We start from the raw sequence: 18,491 nt of genomic DNA on the forward strand, positions 1-18,491 counted from the left end.
CGGGAGAACCGACCGACAACGTAAGGATCGACCGCTCGTGAGCCAGGTCCCTTCCCTCACCCTGAACAACGGCCTCACAATGCCGCAGCTCGGCTTCGGTGTCTGGCAGGTGCCGGACGACGAGGCCACGAAGGCCGTGGCCACGGCCATCGAGGCCGGGTACCGGAGCATCGACACCGCCACGGTCTACCGCAACGAGACGGGCACCGGCAAGGGCATCGCGGCCTCCGGTGTGCCGCGCGACGAGCTGTTCGTCACCACCAAGGTGTGGAACGGCGACCAGGGCTACGACTCGACGCTGCGCGCCTTCGACGCCTCGCTGGACCGGCTGGGCCTGGACCACGTCGACCTCTACCTCATCCACTGGCCGGTGCCGGCCAAGGACGCCTACGTCGACACGTACAAGGCCCTGGAGAAGATCCACGCCGACGGCCGTGCGAAGTCCATCGGTGTGTCGAACTTCTTCCCGGCGGCCCTGGAGCGCCTGATGGACGAGACCTCCGTCGTCCCCGCGGTCAACCAGATCGAGCTGCACCCGCAGTTCCAGCAGACGGAGGCCCGCGCCTTCCACGCCCGGCACGGCATCGTCACGGAGGCCTGGTCGCCGCTGGGGCAGGGCAAGGGTCTGACGGTCCCGACCGTCGTGGCGATCGCCCAGAAACACGGCCGGACGCCCGCACAGGTGGTGCTCCGCTGGCACCTCCAGACGGGTCACGTCGCGATCCCGAAGTCCGTGACCCCGTCGCGGATCGTGGAGAACCTCGCGGTGTTCGGCTTCGAGCTGGACGCCGACGACCTGGCCGCCTTCGCCGCGCTCGACGGGGGCAAGCGCATCGGGGGCGACCCGGCCGAGTTCGCCGTCGGCGCCTGACGGCTCCCGAGCCCGCCGAAGAGGACCGGACCATGAGCGGGGACACGTTGCCCGTCGTCGAAGAGGGCCTGTACCGCCTGCGCAATGTGGCCAGCGGGCTGCTGCTGGAGGTGTACGGCGGGGCCAGGGGCAGCGGTGCCAACGTCCAGCAGGGCGAGGACGACGGCACCGCGGCCCAGCACTGGCGGCTCGCGCCCGTGCACGAGGGCGCCGCCCTGTACCACCTGGTCAACGCCAACAGCGAGAAGCGGCTGGACGTCGCGGGTGCCTCCACGGAGAACGGCGCGAACGTCCAGCAGTGGAAGGCCAACAACTTCGGCGCCCAGGAATGGCTGATCGAGCAGCATCCGGAGTCACCGGGCACGGTGACCCTGGTCAGCTTCGTCAGCGGACTCGTCCTGGAGGTCGCCGAGGCGTCGGCCGAGGACGGTGCCAACGTCCGTCAGTGGGAGGACACCGACTCGCCCGGCCAGTGGTGGCGGCTGGAGCGGGTGGCCGATTCCTGACACCGCAAGGCCGTGGCCCGGTTCCCGACGGCGTCCGGCGGTTCCGACGCCGGCGGGACGGCCCGGTTCCCGACCGCCGTCAGCCGGTGGTCAGGGGCGCCGCCGGGCCAGGTGCGCCGTGCGCGCGGACAGGGTGAAGACGTCCGGGCGCAGCCGGAGCCCGGCGGGGTCGGCCGGGTCGAGCAGCCGGTCGAGCGCGGCGGTGTCCTCGGCCGTCAGGTGGTCGGCGAACGCCTCGCGCCTGCGGGCGAAGTCCGACACGGCGTGGTCGAGCGCGGCGGCGGGCAGCGGAGCGGGGAGATCGAGCAGGAAGCTGCGGGTGCCCTGGGGTTCCAGGCCCACGGCGGCGAACAGGGCGCTCCAGTCCTCGGACTCCCTGATGGTCCCCGGAAGCCCGGCGCGCATGGCGTCGAACCTGTCGGCGGCGAGGACGTCGAGCCTGGCCTCCAGTCCGGGCCTGCCGAAGCCGATGTCGCGCGGGAGGTAGCGGGTGGCCAGGCCGCCTTCGAGCAGGGCCAGTGTGCCGCCGGGGCCGAGCAGCCCGGCGAAGCCCGCCAGGCCGCCCCGCTGGTCACCGATGTGGTGCAGGGTGTTGCCCACCCAGATCAGGTCGGCCTCGCCCAGCTTCCCCAGGTCTTGGGGGAGTTCGGCGTGGAGGGTGCGTACGCGCTCTCCCACCCCGTAACGCTCCGCGCGGGCCCTGGTGCGTTCCAGGAGGGCAGGTGTGCCGTCCACCGCGAGGATCTCGGCCTCGGGGAACACCTCGGCGAGCAGGCAGCTGATCACACCGGGGCCGCAGCCGATGTCGAGGACCTTGCGCACCCGCGGGGCTGTGGGCAGGCCAGCGATCCATCGGGCGGCCGCCTCGTACTGCGGGCGGCTCAGCTCGGCCTCCTGCTCAAGCACCGGGCCCACGACGTCCCAGTCGAACGCGTCGGAGTGGTGGTCATGGGCATGGGCGTGGCCGTCGGCATGCTCGTGCGCGGTGTGCTTACTCATGGGGGTCAGCTTCCACGGGAACGCGTTCCCCGGCGAATTTCATTGCCGGTTCAGCAAACAGGTTTCCCGTTGCGGAATTCCTGCGGACTCACGCCCCGTACCCGTTTGAAGGCGGCGCTGAAGGCGAACGAGCCGCTGTAACCCACTTTGCGCGCGACGGTCTCCACGGTCGCGTCCGTCTCCCGCAGCAGGTCGGCGGCCAGGGCGAGGCGCCAGCCGGTGAGGTACGCCATCGGCGGCTCCCCGACCAGTTCGCTGAACTGCCGCGCGAGCCCGGCCCTGGAGACGCCGGTCCTGGCGGCCAGCGAGCCGACCGTCCAGGGGTGGGCGGGCTCGTCCTGGAGGTGTCTCAGCGCCTGGCCGACGACCGGGTCGCCCAGGGCCGCGTACCAGGCGGGGGCGGCGGCCCCGGGCCGGGCGAACCAGGTGCGGAGCACCGCGATCAGCAGCAGGTCCAGCAGGCGGTCCAGGACGACGCCCTGGCCCGGTTCGTCCTGGGCGATCTCGGCCTCGAACAGCTTCAGCAGCGGACCGCTGCGGTCGTCCGAGGGGAGCAGGATCAGCGGGGGCAGCGCGTCGAGCAGCCGCCGGCTGATCTCCCCGTCGAGCAGGTACGTGCCGACCAGGAGGGTGGTCGCGCCGTCGGGTGCGTTGCCCCAGGTGCGTACCCCCAGCCGCATCGACTCGGCGAGCGGCTCGCCGTGGAGCGTTCCGCAGACGCCGCCGGGTCCGACCCGGGCGTGCGGGGCGGTGCCTGGCCTGTCCGCCACGGTGTACGGCTCGGGGCCGCGGATGACGGCGATGTCCCCGGGAGTCAGCCGGACGGGTCCGGTCCCGTCCGGCGGGACGATCCACGCCTCGCCGCGGGTCACGGACATCAGGCAGAGCGGGGCCCGGTCCTCGACGCTGACCGCCCAGGGCGGTTCCATCACCATCCGGAGCAGGAAGGCGCCCCGGGCCCTCGGTCCGTCCAGCAGCCCGGCAAGTGCGTCCATGCCTGCCAGCCTAGGACCGTTCCGAAGCTTCTTGGACGCGCGCGTATGGAGTTGAGTTCCTGGAGGATGTTCCGCGCGGGCCGTCCCGGCGAGTCTTGGGGCATGACGACGAACGCGGAACTTCAGAAGCAGGACACCGTGCTGGTGACGAGCGGCACGGGCAAGACGGGCCGCCGGGTGGTCGAGCGGCTCACGGCGCTCGGTGTCCCGGTCAGGTCGGGTTCGCGCGGCGGCGGTGTGCCGTTCGACTGGGAGGACGGGTCCGGCTGGGAGGCCGCCCTGCGCGGCGCGGACGCGGCGTACATCACGTACTACCCGGACCTGGCGGTCCCCGCGGCGCCGGAGGCGATGGCGGCCTTCGGGCGGATCGCGGCCGGCTGCGGGGTGCGGCGGCTGGTGCTGCTCTCCGGTCGCGGCGAGCCGCAGGCCGTGGTCGCGGAGGAGGCACTGCGGGAGGCGGCGACGGGCATCGAGCTCACCGTCCTGAGGTCGGCGTTCTTCGCGCAGAACTTCAGCGAGGGCGCGCTGCTGGACGGAGTCCTCGCAGGTGAGGTGGTCTTCCCCGCGGGCTCGGCGGCCGAACCGTTCGTGGACGCGGACGACCTGGCCGACGTGGCCGTGGCCGTGCTCACCGGGGACGGTCCCGCGGGAGTGGTCCACGAGCTGACGGGGCCGCGGCTGCTGACCTTCGAGGACGTGGCCGCGGAGCTCACCCGGGCGATCGGGCGTGAGGTGCGGTACGTGCCGGTGTCCGGGCCCGCTTTCGCGGAGGCGCTGGCGGGACACGGTCTGCCGGCGGACGAGGCGGGGTTCCTGGGGGACCTGTTCGCGATGCTGCTCGACGGGCACAACGCGTCGACGACGGACGGGGTGAAGCGGGCCCTGGGCAGGGAGGCGAAGGACTTCGGGGCGTACGTGCGCGAGGCGGCCGAGGGCGGCGCCTGGCAGAAGTGAGCGCGCTCAGCCCCGGGTCCGGAAGGCCGGCAACCGGTAGGCGGGGTCGGGGCGCCCGGTCGGGGCCGGGCAGCGCGGCGAGCCGTGCCGCGCACGGCCGGATCACGGGGCCGAACGGGCGCCGTACGTATTGCCGGTGGGTGCCGCCGGCCATAACGTGCGCTTATGGAGCTGGAGTTACGTCATCTGCGCACCGTTCGGGCGATAGCCGACACGGGGAGCCTCACCAAGGCCGCCGCCTCCCTGGGCCTCGCACAGCCCGCGCTCAGCGCCCAGTTGCGGCGGATCGAGAAGGCACTGGGCGGCCCGCTGTTCGACCGGGACCACACGGGTGCGCGCCCCACCCCGCTCGGTGAGCTGGTGCTGGAGCGGGCCCGGGTGGTGCTGCCGGCGGTGACCGAACTGCAGGAGGAGGCGGTCCGCTTCGCCAACGCGGGGGCCACCGTGGATCGGTTCAGGCTCGGCGGTACGCACGGCCCGTTGCTCGGTGGCCTCGTCGACCGGCTGGCGGCCGCGCATCCGACGGCTCCGGTGACCACGTACACCTCGTGGTCGGTGTCGGAGGTCGCGTCGCTGCTGGTCGAAGGGCGGCTCGACTTCGCGCTGATCGGGGCCTGCGGGGAGAGCCCGCCGCCGCTGGCGGACCGGCTCCTGTGGCAGGTCATCGGCATCGACCCGGTGTTCGTGATGCTGCCCGAGGACCATCCGCTGGCCGGCGGGTCCGAGCTGGAACTCTCCGCGCTGGCGGGCGAATGCTGGGCCGACGTACCCGGTGACGGCTGTTTCGCGGACTGTTTCACCGCCGCCTGCGCGCGGGCCGGCTTCACCCCGGTGTCGGTGTACGAGACGGACACCTCATCCGTCGTCCATCTGGTGCAGGTGGGGCGGGCGGTCGGGCTGTGCCGGGCCACGTTCCCCCCGACGCCCGGGCTGGTGACCCGGCCCCTGGTGGGTTCACCGCTGAGCTGGCGCCATCTGCTGGGCAGGAACCCGCGTTCCCCCGCGGCGGACGCGGCGGCCACGGCGGTGAGCGGGCACACCCGCTCGGCGTACGCGGAGGCGGTGCGGCGGAGCGACACCTACCCGGGCTGGCTGGCCGCCCACCCGCGCTTCGGCCCGGCGCCGTGAGACCTGTTCACTTCGCGCCGTGGCCCGGCGCCGTGAGGCGTGTTCACTCCGCGCCGTGCCCCGCCGCGACCGCCTCCACCCGTCCGGCGAGCGTCAGGTCCTTCCGCGTGACCGCGCCGCCCGCGTCATGGGAGTGCACGGAGAGGCGCACGGTGTTGTAGCCGAGTGTCAGGTCCGAGTGGTGGTTGAGCTCGTCCTGGATCTGCGCGACGTGGACGGTCAGCCCCGCGGCGGCGAAGTGGGAGGGCAGCCGGTAGGTCCGGGCGATCCGGTCGCCCTCCAGTTCCCAGCCGGGCAGGTCGCGCAGCCCGGTCTCGATGTCGTGCGCGGACAGCGGTTCAGCGGGCACGCGGCGCTCCTGCCGGGATCGGTGGCATCAGTGGGATCAGCGTTTCCCGTGACGTTACGGTCTGGGTATGACAACTGTCGCGCTTGACACGGGGGTAGGGCCACTGCTGCGCGGCTGGCGGGAGCGGCGGCGGATCAGTCAGCTGGAGCTGGCCCTGCGCGCGGACTCCTCGGCCCGGCACATCTCGTTCGTCGAGACGGGCCGTGCGCGTCCCAGCGAGCAGATGATCCTGCGGCTGGCCGATCACCTGGACATCCCGGTCCGGGAACGCAACGCACTGCTGGTGGTGGCCGGTTACGCGCCCCGCTTCGCGGAGACCCCCCTCGACGACCCGGCCATGGAAGCGGTCCGCGAGGCGATGGAGCGGCTGCTGCGCGGCTACGAACCGTATCCGGCGCTCGTCGTCGACTCCACGTACACGGTGGTGGCCGCCAACCGGGGCATTCAGCTCCTGCTGGAGGGGGTGCCCGAGCATCTGCTGGCCCCGGCGCCGAACGCCATGCGGCTCACCCTGCACCCGGAGGGTCTGGCGCCGCGCATCCTGAACCTGCCGGAGTGGCGGGCCGATCTGCTGGCCCAGATGGAACGCCAGATCGCCCTGGTCCGCTCCGCCGAGCTGCGCTCCCTGTACGAGGAGGTCGCGGCCTACCCCGTACCCGCGCCGCCCGGCGGCACCCAGGCCGTGGTGGGCGGCGGCGTTCCCTCGCTCGCACTGCCGTTGCGGATCCTGCACGAGGGGCAGGTGCTCTCGTTCGTCGCGTCCATCGCGACGTTCAACACCCCGATGGACATCACCGTCGCGGAGCTCGCCATCGAGACGTTCCTGCCCGCCGACCGGGCCACCGCCGACCGTCTGCACGCGCTCATCGGCTGACGGGCGGGCGGGTCCGGGGGGCGTCGTGGCGGCCGGCAGGACCGTGGTCGCGCTCACGGCGGCCAGGACCGCCACGGCGAGCACCAGCGGCAGCCTCGGATACCCGTCCAGCAGGGCCGGCGCACCGAGGAACGCGCCGGCCGGCATGGCCACGGCGGACAGTCCCCGGCGGCCGGCCCGGCTCCCCGGCCCTTGGCGAGCCGGCTGTCGGCGACGATCCCGGTGAGGGTCAGCTCGGTGGTCTTGAGGTCGGGCACGGAGAGCGCGCGGGCGGCGGCGCTCTGCACGCCTAGGCCGAGGGCGAGCAGCGCGATGAGCGTGAAGCGCACGGCGCCGGTGTACGGGTGTCCCGAGACGACGGCGACGGTCACGGCGGCCGTGACGAAGGCCGTCTCGGCGAACAACGCGTACTGGAGGTGTCGGCCCGTACCGACCGGGGTGCGCCGGGCACGCGTACGTCCCGGTCCGTGGCCGGACGCGACCGGCCACGGACCGGGGCGGCTCTAGACCCGCGCCCCGTTGTCGGCCGGATCCCGTCGTGCCCGCGGGGTCCCCGCCTTGCGGCCGGGCGCGCGCTTGCGGGCCGGCGGCGGGGCCTTGCTGCTCCGCTCCAGGAGGAGCGCCCCCGGCACGGCGGTCATCACCGAGGAGTACGTGCCCACGCAGACGCCGATGAGGAGGGCGAGCGCGAAGTCCGCGAGCGAGTCACCGCCCAGCACGGCGAGGGCGATGAGGATGAACAGGGCTCCCATCCCGGTGTTGACGGTGCGTGGGACGGTCTGCAGAACGGCGCGGTTGGCCACGTCGGCGACCGGTGTGCGCGGTCGCTTGGCCCACAGTTCCCGCACCCGGTCGAAGACCACCACCGAGTCGTTGACGGAGTAGCCGATGACGGTGAGCAGCGCGGCCAGGAAGATCCCGTCGACGGCGCGGCCGAGCCAGGCGAAGGCGCCGACCAGGATGATGACGTCGTGCACGAGCGCCGCGACCGAGGCCACGGCGAACGTCCAGCGGAACCGGACCGCGAGATAGGCGAGCTGCACGAACACGGCGACGCCCAGCGCGATCAGCGCGTTGCGCCGCAGTTCGTCCCCGAGGCTGGGACCGATCAGCTCGTCGCGCACCTTGGTGGTCTCGCCCCCTTCCTCGGACAGCGCGGTCCGCAGGGCGTGTTCCCCGTCGTTGTCGAGCTCCCCGGTGCGTACGGACAGGTCGCTGTCGCCCGCGGTCGTGACCTCCGCGTCCTCGAACCCGGCGGCGGCGATGACACCACGCGCCGTCTCCACGTCGACGGGGCGGCTGGTGGAGTACTCGACGAGCCGCCCGCCGGTGAATTCGACACCGAGGTTCACCCCGCGCACGAAGATGCCCAGGACGGCGACGGCGACGAGCACGGTGGAGACGAACAGCCAGCGGCGCGGCGACCGGAACAACTGCGGGTCGCGCTCGTTCAGCCAGGTACGGATGCGGCCCGGCCGTGCGATGCCGTTGACGCCCCGGTAGTCGCTGACGAACCGGGAGCCCGCCGCGATCTCGGTGAGCGCACGTGCGATGACGAGCGCGGAGAACATCGACGCGATGACACCGATGGCGAGCGTGACACCGAAGCCCTTGACCGGTCCCGAGCCGAGGAAGAACAGCAGCCCCGCGGCGATGAGCGTCGTCACGTTGGAGTCGGCGACGGCACTCCAGGCGTTGCGGAATCCGGCGGTCAGCGCGGATCTCAGCGACCGGTCGGGCCGCTCGGCGGACTCCTCACGGGCCCGCTCGAAGACAAGGACGTTCGCGTCGACCGCCATCCCGATGGCGAGGACGAATCCGGCGAGCCCCGGCAGGGTGAGGGTGACACCGAGGACGACGAGGGCCGCGTACGAGATCACTCCGTAGGCGGCGAGGGCGAGTGCGGCGAGTGCGCCGAACAGCCGGTACATGAAGGTGATGAAGAGTGCCGTGGCCGCGGCGCCGATCAGGGCGGCCTGGGCGCTGGCGTCGATGGCGGCGGCCCCGAGTGTCGGGCCGACGGTCCGCTGCTCGACGATCTCCACGGGGACGGGAAGTGCGCCGCCCTTGATGAGCAGGGCCAGGTCGCGTGCCTCGTCGGCACTGAACGAACCGGTGATCTGGGTGGACCCGGAGGGCAGGCCGACCTTGCAGCCGACCGACGGGTCGACCTGGGGCGAGGAGATGACCTGGCCGTCGAGGACGATCGCCACGCGGCGCCGTTCGTCCTGGGCGGGGTTGCACGCGGCCTCCCCGGTCAGGTCGGTCCACTTCTTGCCCGCGTCCTTGTGGAAGTCGAGCGCGACGCTCCAGCCCGTGCCCTGCTGGGCGTCGAAGCTCGCGGTGGCGTCCTTGACCCCGGCGCCGGAGAGCTGCGCCGGGCCGAGGTCGAGGAGGCCGCCCTGTTCGTCGGGGAGCGTCGGACCGTCCTTCGCCGTGTCGGTCCTGCCCTCCTCCGTCTTCCCTGTCCCGTCCGTCTTCCCTGTCCCGTCCGACTTCGCGGTCCCGTCCGTCTCCTCGGTCCCGGGGCCCTGGACGGCGTGGAAGCTCAGCTGGGCGGTCTTGCCGATGACTTCCGCGGCCTGGCGCGGGTCCTGTACGTCCGGCAGCTCGACGATGATCCGGTCCTCGCCGGAGCGGGTCAGGGTCGGTTCGGAGACCCCGAGGGAGTCGATGCGCTGGCGGAGCACCTCCAGGGTGCGGTCGGTGCTCTCCCGGTCCGCCTTCGCGGTGTCCGAGTCCTTGGCCTGCAGCACCATGCGGGTGCCGCCCTGAAGGTCGAGGCCGAGTCTGGGTGACATGGTCAGCGTGATGAACACGGAGACGAGCAGGACGGCGGCAGCCAGAACTGCTCGCACCGTGGTGGCGCGAGTCATGGGAATCCTCCGAGGGGGCGCCGTCCGCCCCTTCTCTCAGAGGGGGCGGGGCGACGGGTCTGTGGAGCAGGACCGGTGGGTGGCCGGCTGTCCGGCCGTCACCCGCGGAGGACCTCGGACACCGGGCAGCGCCGCGCGGATCCGGCCGGGTACGAAGAGGGCGGCGCGGGCCGCTTCCTGTGCGACGGCCCGGGGGACGGGCAGGCCGGGGAGCCCCGGCGGCAGGGCGCCGTGCCCGGGTGGGGGGAAGTGCTGCGGGGCGAGTGTGCGGTCGGCGCCGGCCCGGGGTGCGGGGGCCGGAGCGGCCTCCGCCTGGCGTCCGGGGCCGGTGGCCACGGCGGAGCGGGCCCCGGAAGCCGACGGCCCGGACGTCTCGGCCGTACGGACGGGGCGGTGGTCGCGGGCGTGCCCGGCGCGCAGGGTGCGGTCGGTGCGGGGGGTGGGGGCCTGCGGGGCGGGGGTGTGCGCGCCCGGCGCGCTCCCGGTGACGGGTGCCGTACCGGTGAGCGCGTGCAGGGGTACCGCCGCCCCCGAGGCGGCGGACGCGCCGCCGACGAGGGTGAGGACGGTGAGGAGGAGCGCTGCCAGGGCGTGCCGCAGCTGGTGCGCCGGTGTGTCCGGCCGCCCCCGTGGGGGCGCGTTCCCCCGGGGTGCCCCCGGGAGGGGGCTCACCTCAGCCGGCCCGGTCGGACGGACACCGCGCCTGTTCCGGCGTGGCGCAGGACGGAGTCCAGGATCAGTCCGGCGCCCCGGACGACAGCGGTCGAGGGGTCGGCGGCCGGCCGGACCGGCGTCCCGAGACGCAGCGCGATCCGGTGCGTGACCTCGGGGTGCAGGGCACCGCCTCCGGTGAGCACCGGCCCCTTGCGCAGTGCGCCGCGCACCGCTCCGTGCTTGTCCTGCCGCCACATGGACGTGATCATATCCAGTACGTTGCGGGCCAGTTCGGCAGGCAGCGCTTCGGGGGCCAGGTCACTGAGCCCCGTCTCGGCCTGGCGGGCGTCCGCGACCGTGCCGTCGACGAGGAGGGTGACCTCCGTCAGCTCGGCGCCCATGTCGACGACGAGCAGCGGACCGCCGTCCGGCGGACCGGCGTACGCGGCGGCGGCCCTGGCGCTGCTGAGGACCACGGCCCGGGACGGTCCGAGTGCCGCGAGGAGCTCCCCCGCCAGGGTCCGGTGCTCCGTGCCGGCCAGCACCGGATGGCTGAGGACGATCACGCTGCCGTGGCGGTCCGCGCCGAGCACCGTGTCGGCGAGGCGCCCCAGCAGCCGGCCGCAGGATTCCGCGTCGACGATGCGCCCACGCCGCACGGGGCGGCCGGAGGCGTCGTCCCACGGCGACGCGACGAGCCCGCGCCCCGGGACCCAGGCACGGGTACCGGAGCTGCCCAGGTCGACGGCCATTCCCCGGGGGGCCCCGTGGTGGGGAACCTGGCCGGCGCGCGGGCCGCTCGGCCGGTGCACCGGCCGACCGTGCCGGCGTCCGTCGCGCAAAGAAGGCATCGCCCCTCCACCCCCGGCCTGTCACTGCAGCCGTTCACCACTTACCGACCCGCAGATAGCGAGGCATGACCAAACCCTCACTATGCAATAACCGGATGGGGAACGCCACTACCTCGACAATTCCAAGGCATGGGCCCCGCGCGAACGCGGTTCACTCCTCCGAGGTCAGGAAGGCCGAGATCAGCTCCGCGAATTCGCCCGGGGCGGCGATCCTGACGCCGAGGTCCTCGGCCTTGGTCCGCTTCGAACCGGCTTTCTCCCCCGCGACGAGCAGGCTGGTGCGCTTGGAGACACTGGAGGAGGACTTCCCGCCGGCCCGCTCGATCAGCTCGTTCATCTGGTTGCGTGAGAGCTTCTCCAGGACGCCGGTCATGGCACCCGTGACGACGACGGTCATGCCTTGGAGTGGCAGATCGCCGGACGTCCCACCGGCCTCGGCGCCGGCCTCGCCGTCACCCTCCTGCTCCGTCCCGGGCTCCGGCGGCGGGGTCGCGCCCGGCTCCGTCATGTTGACCCCGGCCGCCACCAGCTTCGCGATCAACGGGGCGAGCTCCACCAGCTCCGTGACCACACCGGCGGCCTTCTCCTTGCCGATGCCGTCGACCCGCTGCAGCGTGTCCACGTCGGCGGCGACGATCCGGTCCATCGTCGCGAAGTAGCGGGCGATCCGCCGGGACATGGAGCGCCCCGTGCCGCGTACGCCGAGGGCGCAGAAGACGCGGGACAGCGGGCGGGCGCGCGCCGTGTCGATGGCGGCGAGCAGATTGTCGGTGGAGGTCTCCCCCATCCGCTCCAGGGCGAGCAGCTGTGCCCGGTCCAGCGTGAAGAGATCGGCGAAGTCGGCGACGAGCCCCGCGTCGACGAGCTGGACGACCCGGGTGGCGCCGAGGCCCTCGATGTCCAGCTGGTCCCGGCCCGCCGCGTAGGAGATGGACGCGACCAGTCGGCAGTTGCGTCCGCGGGTGCAACGCCAGCGCTGCTCGCTCATGTCTATCTCCGAGCCGCACTGCGGGCAGGTCTCGGGGAATTCGATCGGCTTCTCGTCACCGGTCCGCAGATGGGCGACGGGGGCCTCGATGCGGGGGATGACGTCGCCCGCCTTGTAGACCATCACCTGGTCACCCAGGCGCAGGTCACGGCGGGTGATGTCGGCCGGGTTGTGCAGGGTGGCGTAGCCGACGGTCGAGCCGTCGATCTCGACGGGCTCCAGCACGGCGCGCGGGGCGATGATGCCGGTCCTGCCGACGTTCCACTCGACCCCCAGGAGCCGGGTGATCTTCTCCACGGCCGGCAGCTTGTACGCGATGGCCCAGCGCGGCGCCCGGGTCCCGTTGCCCGCGTCGCGCTGGTCGGCCGCCAGGTCCGCCTTGATCACGATGCCGTCGATCCCGAACGGCAGGGAGGCGCGCAGCGAGGCGATGTCCTCCACCCCGGTCCGCACGTCCTCGACCGTGCCGACGGTGCGCGGCGCGACCGGCGTGTCCGCCGCGGTGTGCACGCCGAGCCCGGCGACGTACGCCAGGACCTCGCTGTGCGGCAGCTCGGCCAGGGTGCCGGTCAGCTCGCCGGAATCGGGCAGCGCGAGGGCGCCGTAGGCGAAGAACGTCATCTCGACGCGGTAGGGCCGGTCCTTGGCGCGGAGGGTGCCCGCCGCCCCGTTGCGCGGATTGGCGAAGGGGGCGCCGCCGTGCTCCGTACGCGCCGTGTTGGCCTGTTCGAACTGCTCGTCGGTCATGAGGATCTCGCCGCGCACCTCGATGGTGACGGGGGAGCCGAGCCGCTCGGGCAGGCCGAGCACCGTGCCGATCGCGTGCGAGACGTCCTCACCCGCCGTCCCGTCGCCCCGGGTGATCAGCCGGTCGAGGCGGCCGTCCTGGTAGCGCGCGGCGACGGCGAGCCCGTCGAGCTTGGGCTCCACGCTCCACGCGGTCACGGGTCTGCCGATGCGCCGCTCCACGGACGCGGTCCAGGTGACGAACTGCTCGGCGGAGAAGACGTTGTCCAGTGAGAGCATCGGCACCGTGTGCGGCACGTCCCCCACGGCCGCGCCGCCGGCGACCTTCCCCGTCGGGGAGGCGTCCAGCACCTCCTGCGGGTGCTCCTGCTCGAAGGCGGCGATCCCGCGCGCCAGCCTGTCGTACGCGTCGTCGTCGAGCATGCTCTCACCCGAGGCGTAGTACGCGGCGGCGGCCTGCGCCGCCTCTTCCACGGCGGCGGCGTACGAGGCGGCATCGGCGAGCACAACAGCTGGGTTCGTCGTCATGACCACCATCCTGCCGTCCACCACTGACAACGCCCTCCGACCCCCTCTCACCGGCCCGGATGGGAGAGCGCTCTCCCAATTGACGGGAGGCCAACTCCTTCCCGCGCGCTGCTATTTGGGCACCCTGTGCGGAGTCTTGACATGTCTATGTCGCACTTCTACGTTCAATGAGAGAGCGCTCTCTACCCTGATCGGGCGACCGATCGAAGGAACCCCACTTCCTCAGACAGGAGTGCCGTGCTCTTCCGAACCCGAAGTGACCGACGCACGACCGAACACCGCGGACGCAGAGCCCTGCCGCCGTGGCGCTACAGGATCGCGGGGCTCGCCGCGGCGGCCCTCGCCCTGTCCTTCGTCCAGGCCGAGGTGGGCAGCGCCGCCGCCGACCGGTCGGCCGAGGTCGCGCCGAAGGCCGCGGCGGACGTGGTGCGGGTGGCCGAATTCCTCGCGGAGTGCCCGTACACCCACCGGGCTCCCGACGACCCGATCGTGCTGCCCAACCTGCCCGGCGCCTCGCACATGCACAGCTTCTTCGGCAACGACTCCACCGACGCCCACTCCGATCTGGCGTCCCTGGAGAAGGCCGGCACCAGTTGCGCACCGGCGACCGACCTGTCGTCGTACTGGGTTCCGACCCTGTACGACGGCGACAAGCCGGTGGAGCCCACCGGCACCACCTTCTACTACCTGGGTGAGGGCGTCCGGGACGACATCATCCGGACGATCCAGCCGTTCCCCCGCGGTCTGCGGATCGTCGCGGGCAACGCCAAGGCGGCCCGCCCCGACGACAACAGGATCGCGCGCTGGTCGTGTCTGCACCACGGCGAGGTCAACCCGTCGCACGACTTCGTCAACTGCCCGGCGGGATCGATGCTGGAGTCGTACCTGGACTTCCCGCAGTGCTGGAACGGCACGGATCTGGACTCGGCCGACCACAAGAGCCACATGGCCTACCCGGTGGGCGGCGCCTGCCCGTCGACCCATCCGGTGCCGGTTCCCAAGCTGCGCCAGGTGCTGCGCTATCCGGTCAACGGCGACCCGGCCCGCCTGAGACTGGCATCGGGGCGCGGCTACACGATGCACGGCGACTTCTTCAACGTGTGGCCCGAGGCGGACATGGCGCAGCGGGTACGCGACTGCATCAACGCCATCATCAAGTGCGGTGCTGACGGCACCCCCTGACGGCCCGCCTGTTCCCCGCCCGTCCGGGGCCACACCGCCCCGGACGGGCACCCCACCCGAGGACACCCATGAAGGCCGCTCGTCGCACCGCGGTTTCGCTCCTGCTCCCGCCGGCTCTCCTCCTGGCCGGCCTGACCGCGTGCTCCGCGGGACCGTCATCGGACGCCGCGCCCCGCCCGACAGCGGTGCCCGCACCCTCCGCCGATCCGACCGACTCCGCCTGGATCCAGCTGATGATCCCGATGGACGAGCAGGCCGTGGCCCTGCTGGACCTCGCGGAGCGGAAGGCCACCGGCCCGCGGCTGCGGTCCTGGGCCGACAGGCTGCGTACCGCGCAGCAAACCGAACTGACGGCCCTGCGCGGCCTGCGGGACCGGATGGGGCTGCCGGACACCGATGTGCACGAGGGGCACGACATGCCGGGCATGGTGACGGCCCGGGACCTCGAACGGGCCCGCGCGGCCGGGGGCGCGCCGTTCGACCGGTTGCTGGTGGAGGAGATCCGCGACCATCTGCGGCAGTCCGCGCAGGTCTCACGTTCGCAGGCCGCGGCGGGCGGCGGGGCCGAAGCCAGGGAGCGCGCCCGGACGACGGTGGCCGCGCGTGCGGGCCAGCTGGCCGATCTGGGCGAGCTCCCGGGGGCGGGTGGCTGACGGGCCGGAGCCCTTCGCACGTTTCTCGGACCACCCGGTATAAAGGCCTGCATGACTGCCGACGTTTCACCGCCCGTACGCCCCGCCACCTTGGAGGACGTCGCCGTGGTGGCGGGTGTGTCCCGGGCCACGGTGTCCCGGGTGATCAACGGGGCGCCCACGGTGGACCCCGCCCTGCGGCGGGTCGTGGAGGAGGCGGTGGCGACCACGGGCTACGTGCCCAACCGTGCGGCGCGCTCCCTGGTGACCCGGCGGACGGACTCGATCGCCCTGGTGGTCTCCGAACAGGAACGGCGCCCCGTGTCCGAGCCGTTCATCGGCCGGATGTTCTCCGACCCGCACTTCGGGCGCGTGGTGAGCGGTCTGCTGGAGGTACTGCGTCCGGCCGGGATCCAGATGGTGCTGATGCTGGCCGACGACGAGACCTCGCGCAATCAGCTCCTGTCCTATCTGCGCCAGGGCCATGTCGACGGGGTGGTGCTCATCTCCTCGCACGCCGAGGACCCGCTGCCCGAGCTGCTCCACGAAACCCGGCTGCCGGCCGTGCTGGCCGGCCGGCCGAGGACGCCCACGCCACTCACCTATGTCGAGGCCGACCAGCGTGCCGGGGCGCAGCTGGCCGCCGATCACCTGGCCTCGCTGGGGCGGCGGCGTATCGGCACGGTGGCGGGGCCGCAGGACATGCCCGCGGGCCAGGCGCGCCTGACCGGCTTCCTGGACGCGTTGGACCGGCACGGCATCGAGGACGTGGTCACCGCCGAGGGCAACTTCACCCATGCGGGAGGGGCGTCCGCGATGCGGCAGCTGCTGCGTGAACGGCCGGACCTGGACGGGGTGTTCATCGCCTCCGACCTGATGGCGCTGGGCGCCCTGCCCGTGCTGCAGCGGGCCGGCCGGGACGTGCCCTCGGACGTGGCGGTGGTGGGCTTCGACGACAGCAGCGCGGCGGTGGCCTGCGATCCGTCACTGACCACGGTGCGCCAGCCGGTCGAGGAGATGGCGGCGGAGATGGCCCGGCTCCTCCTGAAGCAGATCGGGGCACCGGGCGGTCCGGCGCCCTCGGTGGTCTTCCACCCGACGCTGGTACGGCGCGAATCCGCCTGACACACGGCCCGCGACGACGAACGGCCCCGCTCAGCCTCGCGGCCCCGGTACGGCGTCCCCGCCGCCCGGTACGGCGTCCCTGCCACCCGGTACGGCGTCGCCCGCGCCGGGCAGTCGCTCGTCCGCCCGCAGGGCTCCGGTGAAACCTTCAGGCTGCAACGGCACCTGGGGCCCGGAGAGTTCCCGCAGCCAGCGCGCCAGTATCCGGTGGACGTCCTCAGCGCCCACGGGGGTGCGCCCCGGCGTACCGCCCTCCGCCGCCACGGCGTCCATCGGGTCCGCGAGGGTGCGCGGCCACAGCAGGAACGGCCGGGACTGCTCGCCGCCGAGTCCGCCGTGCGAGCCGATCTGCTCCTCGAACGCGTGGACGCTGCCGGTTTCGGGGTCGTACATCGAGTTGACCATGACGTCGGCGACGTGCGGGAAGGTGTCCGTGCGCCGCACCGCCTCCGCCGCGCCCGCGCCGAAGACGGCGAGCGGCCCTTCCCCGTCCGTCAGCTCCGCCACGGGTACCTCGGCCCCGCCGCGCCCCAGCACCACCGAACCGTGCTCCTCGCTGCGCACGAGCAGGAAACCGATCCCCGGATGGTTGGCGAGGGTGCCGAGCAGAGCGGGGTGGCGGTCGTCGAGCTGTTCACGCGAGGCCCGCCCCCCGATGTCGGGGAAGGACAGCAGCCCGAGATTGCCGGAGGCCAGCACGACCGGGTCCGAGGGACGCGCGGAGCGCTCCGTCTCGTCGCCGACCGGCCGGTGCAGCGCGGTGCGCACGGCGTCGCGCGCCTCCGAGGCGCTGCGGGTGCGCTGGGCCCTGCGGGGTACGGGCAGCCCGCAGCCCGCCCGTACGAGGTCCTTGAGCGTGAGGCCGTACTTCCCCGCGAAGGTCTCCCCCGGGCTCTGGCCGTGGTCGGAGAGCAGCACGATCCGGTAGGTGCGCGGGGCCTGTTCCGCGACCTTCACGATGAGGCCGAGCGAGCGGTCGAGCCGGGTCAGGACCTTCGCCGCGTCCCTGCTGTGCGGCCCGGAGTGGTGCGCGACCTCGTCGTAGGCGACGAGGTCGGCGTAGACGGCGGTGCGTCCGGCGAACATGTCGCCGATGACGGCGGAGACGACCACATCGCGCTCGACGACGGTCGCGAACGCCCGGATGAAGGGGTACAGCCCGCCGCGCTTGACCCGGGGGGCCTCCTGCCGCGTCCGGGCCCGGGTGGACTGGCCGATCTCGCGGCCCACCTCGGCGACGAAGGACAGGGCGGTGCGGACGGCGTTGGCCGGGTCGGAGAAGTAGGCGAAGTACCCGGCGCGCGACCGTCGCCCCTTGCCGCGCCGCGCGGCCATGGACAGGACGAGGGCGAGCTGGTCGGCACCGCCGCTGAAGAGGTTGCCCCGGCTCGCCCCGTCGACGGTGAGCAGGCCGCCGTCCCGGGTGCGGGCGATGGCCCTGCGCTGCAGTTCGAGTGCGCTGGCCGGGCGGCTGGAGACCATGACGGTGCCGCTCTCCTTCTCGTACCAGCGGAAGGCGGGCACGTCGAAATTGCTGCCGTGCAGGATGCCGAGCTGGCTGGCACCGGTCTGGCTGGACCAGTCGGTGCTCCAGGGGGTGAGCCGGTGGCCGGCCTCGTCGGCGAGCAGTCCGGCCACGGTGGGCATGACGCCGTCGGCCGCCGCCTGCCTGAGCACGTCGTGGCCCACCCCGTCGAGCTGTACGAAGACGATGCCCGCCGGGCCGCCGCGACCGCGGTCCGCGCCGCCGGGCGTACCGCTGCGGCGGCGGCGCCGGTCGGCCAGGCGGGAGAGTCTGCGCCGGTAGGCGTCGTCGTCGCGGACCGCGAGGGCGGTGGAGGTGGCGGAGGCCACGGCGGACATGACGGCGGCGACGACCACGGCGGTCTGCGGGTCGGCGGCCCCGCGCCCGTCCGGGATGAGCCGCAGCGCGATCAGCAGCAGCGAACCGTTGAGGAAGAAGACCAGCGCGCCCAGCACCAGCGCGGGCACGATGAGCAGCGCCCGTACGAGGACGGGCCACACCAGTGCGGAGAGCAGACCGAAGGCTCCGGCGCCCCAGGCCGCGGTGAACGCGGTCCGGGTGACGGTGTCACCGTCGTCCAGCTGGAGCTGGAAGTCGGGAAGGATCCCGGCGAGTGCCAGCAGGGTGAGCGTGGAGACCGCCCACACCGCGACCACGCGCATCAGGGCACGCCCTGCCTTAGGCCATCGCCCGTCACCCACGCCGTT

At 73.1% G+C, this 18,491-nt stretch carries 17 protein-coding genes; 8 read left to right on the forward strand and 9 right to left on the reverse strand.

Annotated features, from left to right (window positions below; genetic code table 11):
- Positions 1 to 37 precede the first annotated feature (37 nt).
- Positions 38 to 871 carry an aldo/keto reductase gene (locus tag ACFWVP_RS08710; protein ID WP_384494768.1) on the forward strand — a complete coding sequence of 278 codons (834 nt, stop codon included), beginning with the start codon at positions 38 to 40 and terminating at the stop codon, positions 869 to 871.
- Positions 872 to 903: 32 nt separating this feature from the next.
- The gene (locus ACFWVP_RS08715; protein ID WP_384494770.1) at positions 904 to 1,377 is read left to right on the forward strand and encodes an RICIN domain-containing protein; all 474 of its coding nucleotides are present in this window, start codon (positions 904 to 906) and stop codon (positions 1,375 to 1,377) included.
- Between the two features lie 90 nt (positions 1,378 to 1,467).
- On the opposite strand, the gene ACFWVP_RS08720 is transcribed toward ACFWVP_RS08715, so the two are convergent.
- Together ACFWVP_RS08720 and ACFWVP_RS08725 are read right to left on the reverse strand one after the other, a co-directional pair.
- Positions 1,468 to 2,376, reverse strand: coding sequence for a class I SAM-dependent methyltransferase (locus ACFWVP_RS08720; RefSeq protein ID WP_384494772.1), 909 nt, complete (start codon positions 2,374 to 2,376; stop codon positions 1,468 to 1,470).
- Positions 2,377 to 2,426: 50 nt separating this feature from the next.
- Complete coding sequence (locus tag ACFWVP_RS08725; protein WP_384494774.1) at positions 2,427 to 3,371, reverse strand: AraC family transcriptional regulator; 945 nt, start codon at positions 3,369 to 3,371, stop codon at positions 2,427 to 2,429.
- A gap of 102 nt (positions 3,372 to 3,473) precedes the next feature.
- Here ACFWVP_RS08725 and ACFWVP_RS08730 point away from each other — a divergent pair, with 102 nt between their 5' ends.
- Both ACFWVP_RS08730 and ACFWVP_RS08735 read left to right on the forward strand, forming a co-directional pair.
- Complete coding sequence (locus tag ACFWVP_RS08730; protein WP_384494775.1) at positions 3,474 to 4,325, forward strand: NmrA family transcriptional regulator; 852 nt, start codon at positions 3,474 to 3,476, stop codon at positions 4,323 to 4,325.
- A 165-nt stretch (positions 4,326 to 4,490) separates the two neighbouring features.
- Positions 4,491 to 5,453, forward strand: coding sequence for a LysR family transcriptional regulator (locus tag ACFWVP_RS08735; protein ID WP_384494776.1), 963 nt, complete (start codon positions 4,491 to 4,493; stop codon positions 5,451 to 5,453).
- Positions 5,454 to 5,496: 43 nt separating this feature from the next.
- Here ACFWVP_RS08735 and ACFWVP_RS08740 read toward each other — a convergent pair whose 3' ends face one another.
- Complete coding sequence (locus ACFWVP_RS08740) at positions 5,497 to 5,802, reverse strand: 4a-hydroxytetrahydrobiopterin dehydratase (protein ID WP_384494778.1); 306 nt, start codon at positions 5,800 to 5,802, stop codon at positions 5,497 to 5,499.
- 67 nt (positions 5,803 to 5,869) lie between these two features.
- Here ACFWVP_RS08740 and ACFWVP_RS08745 point away from each other — a divergent pair, with 67 nt between their 5' ends.
- Positions 5,870 to 6,676, forward strand: a complete 807-nt coding sequence (locus ACFWVP_RS08745) for a helix-turn-helix domain-containing protein (RefSeq protein WP_384494779.1) — start codon at positions 5,870 to 5,872, stop codon at positions 6,674 to 6,676.
- 53 nt (positions 6,677 to 6,729) lie between these two features.
- Here the strand turns inward: ACFWVP_RS08745 and ACFWVP_RS08750 are convergent, their stop codons facing one another.
- The 5 genes from ACFWVP_RS08750 to ligA all read right to left on the reverse strand — a co-directional run bounded on the left by ACFWVP_RS08750 (position 6,730) and on the right by ligA (position 13,320).
- Complete coding sequence (locus ACFWVP_RS08750) at positions 6,730 to 7,080, reverse strand: hypothetical protein (RefSeq protein ID WP_384494781.1); 351 nt, start codon at positions 7,078 to 7,080, stop codon at positions 6,730 to 6,732.
- Between the two features lie 99 nt (positions 7,081 to 7,179).
- On the reverse strand, positions 7,180 to 9,552 hold the full coding sequence (secD, locus tag ACFWVP_RS08755; protein WP_384494783.1) for a protein translocase subunit SecD: 2,373 nt from the start codon (positions 9,550 to 9,552) through the stop codon (positions 7,180 to 7,182).
- 36 nt (positions 9,553 to 9,588) lie between these two features.
- Complete coding sequence (locus ACFWVP_RS08760) at positions 9,589 to 10,224, reverse strand: hypothetical protein (protein WP_384494784.1); 636 nt, start codon at positions 10,222 to 10,224, stop codon at positions 9,589 to 9,591.
- Positions 10,221 to 11,057: a rod shape-determining protein MreC gene (locus ACFWVP_RS08765; protein WP_384494785.1), complete on the reverse strand. Its 837-nt coding sequence runs from the start codon at positions 11,055 to 11,057 to the stop codon at positions 10,221 to 10,223. Before ACFWVP_RS08765 ends, ACFWVP_RS08760 begins: the two co-directional genes overlap by 4 nt.
- Before the next feature lie 151 nt (positions 11,058 to 11,208).
- A complete protein-coding gene (gene ligA, locus ACFWVP_RS08770) occupies positions 11,209 to 13,320 on the reverse strand; it encodes an NAD-dependent DNA ligase LigA (RefSeq protein ID WP_384494787.1) in 2,112 nt (703 codons plus the stop codon).
- A gap of 237 nt (positions 13,321 to 13,557) precedes the next feature.
- On the opposite strand from ligA, the gene ACFWVP_RS08775 reads away from it, so the two are divergent.
- From ACFWVP_RS08775 to ACFWVP_RS08785, 3 genes are all read left to right on the forward strand, one after another.
- Positions 13,558 to 14,502, forward strand: coding sequence for a DUF1996 domain-containing protein (locus ACFWVP_RS08775; protein ID WP_384494789.1), 945 nt, complete (start codon positions 13,558 to 13,560; stop codon positions 14,500 to 14,502).
- 68 nt (positions 14,503 to 14,570) lie between these two features.
- Positions 14,571 to 15,155 (forward strand): DUF305 domain-containing protein, encoded by a 585-nt coding sequence (locus ACFWVP_RS08780; protein WP_384494791.1) that lies wholly within the window; start codon positions 14,571 to 14,573, stop codon positions 15,153 to 15,155.
- 51 nt (positions 15,156 to 15,206) lie between these two features.
- A complete protein-coding gene (locus ACFWVP_RS08785) occupies positions 15,207 to 16,259 on the forward strand; it encodes a LacI family DNA-binding transcriptional regulator (RefSeq protein ID WP_384494793.1) in 1,053 nt (350 codons plus the stop codon).
- A gap of 30 nt (positions 16,260 to 16,289) precedes the next feature.
- Here the strand turns inward: ACFWVP_RS08785 and ACFWVP_RS08790 are convergent, their stop codons facing one another.
- Positions 16,290 to 18,446, reverse strand: coding sequence for an alkaline phosphatase family protein (locus tag ACFWVP_RS08790; RefSeq protein ID WP_384494795.1), 2,157 nt, complete (start codon positions 18,444 to 18,446; stop codon positions 16,290 to 16,292).
- Between the last annotated feature and the right edge of the window lie 45 nt (positions 18,447 to 18,491).

Origin of the sequence: Streptomyces sp. NPDC058637, assembly GCF_042717325.1 — a bacterium.
GTDB lineage: Bacteria > Actinomycetota > Actinomycetes > Streptomycetales > Streptomycetaceae > Streptomyces.

What these genes read in the sequence shown, in the direction of transcription:
- ACFWVP_RS08725 (WP_384494774.1), bottom strand. Translation starts at nt 3,371, where the DNA reads ATGGACGCACTTGCCGGGCTGCTGGACGGACCGAGGGCCCGGGGCGCC.
- ACFWVP_RS08790 (WP_384494795.1), bottom strand. Translation starts at nt 18,446, where the DNA reads ATGCGCGTGGTCGCGGTGTGGGCGGTCTCCACGCTCACCCTGCTGGCA.
- ACFWVP_RS08720 (WP_384494772.1), bottom strand. Translation starts at nt 2,376, where the DNA reads ATGAGTAAGCACACCGCGCACGAGCATGCCGACGGCCACGCCCATGCC.
- ACFWVP_RS08715 (WP_384494770.1), top strand. Translation starts at nt 904, where the DNA reads ATGAGCGGGGACACGTTGCCCGTCGTCGAAGAGGGCCTGTACCGCCTG.
- ACFWVP_RS08765 (WP_384494785.1), bottom strand. Translation starts at nt 11,057, where the DNA reads ATGCCTTCTTTGCGCGACGGACGCCGGCACGGTCGGCCGGTGCACCGG.
- ACFWVP_RS08745 (WP_384494779.1), top strand. Translation starts at nt 5,870, where the DNA reads ATGACAACTGTCGCGCTTGACACGGGGGTAGGGCCACTGCTGCGCGGC.
- ACFWVP_RS08730 (WP_384494775.1), top strand. Translation starts at nt 3,474, where the DNA reads ATGACGACGAACGCGGAACTTCAGAAGCAGGACACCGTGCTGGTGACG.
- ligA (WP_384494787.1), bottom strand. Translation starts at nt 13,320, where the DNA reads ATGACGACGAACCCAGCTGTTGTGCTCGCCGATGCCGCCTCGTACGCC.
- ACFWVP_RS08735 (WP_384494776.1), top strand. Translation starts at nt 4,491, where the DNA reads ATGGAGCTGGAGTTACGTCATCTGCGCACCGTTCGGGCGATAGCCGAC.
- ACFWVP_RS08780 (WP_384494791.1), top strand. Translation starts at nt 14,571, where the DNA reads ATGAAGGCCGCTCGTCGCACCGCGGTTTCGCTCCTGCTCCCGCCGGCT.
- secD (WP_384494783.1), bottom strand. Translation starts at nt 9,552, where the DNA reads ATGACTCGCGCCACCACGGTGCGAGCAGTTCTGGCTGCCGCCGTCCTG.
- ACFWVP_RS08785 (WP_384494793.1), top strand. Translation starts at nt 15,207, where the DNA reads ATGACTGCCGACGTTTCACCGCCCGTACGCCCCGCCACCTTGGAGGAC.